The organism is Rhizobium sp. SVR5-2C (assembly GCF_056755115.1).
The window spans coordinates 1-230 of record NZ_JBNDHT010000662.1 but is presented as its reverse complement, the minus strand read 5'-3'; the positions used below and the strand labels follow the sequence as shown (position 1 = coordinate 230).

Annotated in this window: 1 protein-coding gene; it reads left to right on the top strand. The window is 66.1% G+C overall.

Features of this window, described 5'->3' with window-relative positions:
• On the top strand, positions 1-230 hold a 230-nt coding region (locus tag ACPYOI_RS37290), incomplete at both ends, for a four-carbon acid sugar kinase family protein (protein ID WP_481424333.1).

The window sequence follows — 230 nt, the reverse complement described above, 5'->3', positions numbered from 1 at the left end:
GGATGCAACGGCACCTGACACCCGCGTTCGGGTGGCTGAAATCGCTGGGTGCGAATACCTACCACTACAAGGTTTGTTCAACCGTCGACTCCAGTCCTGCCATCGGCAGCATCTGCAAGGCGATCGAGATCGGCGGCGCGACGTTCGGTCAATCCATCGTGCCGGTGACCGTCGGTGCACCGCAACTCCACCCCCCCACCCCACCCCCCAACCCCCCCCCCCCCCCCCCC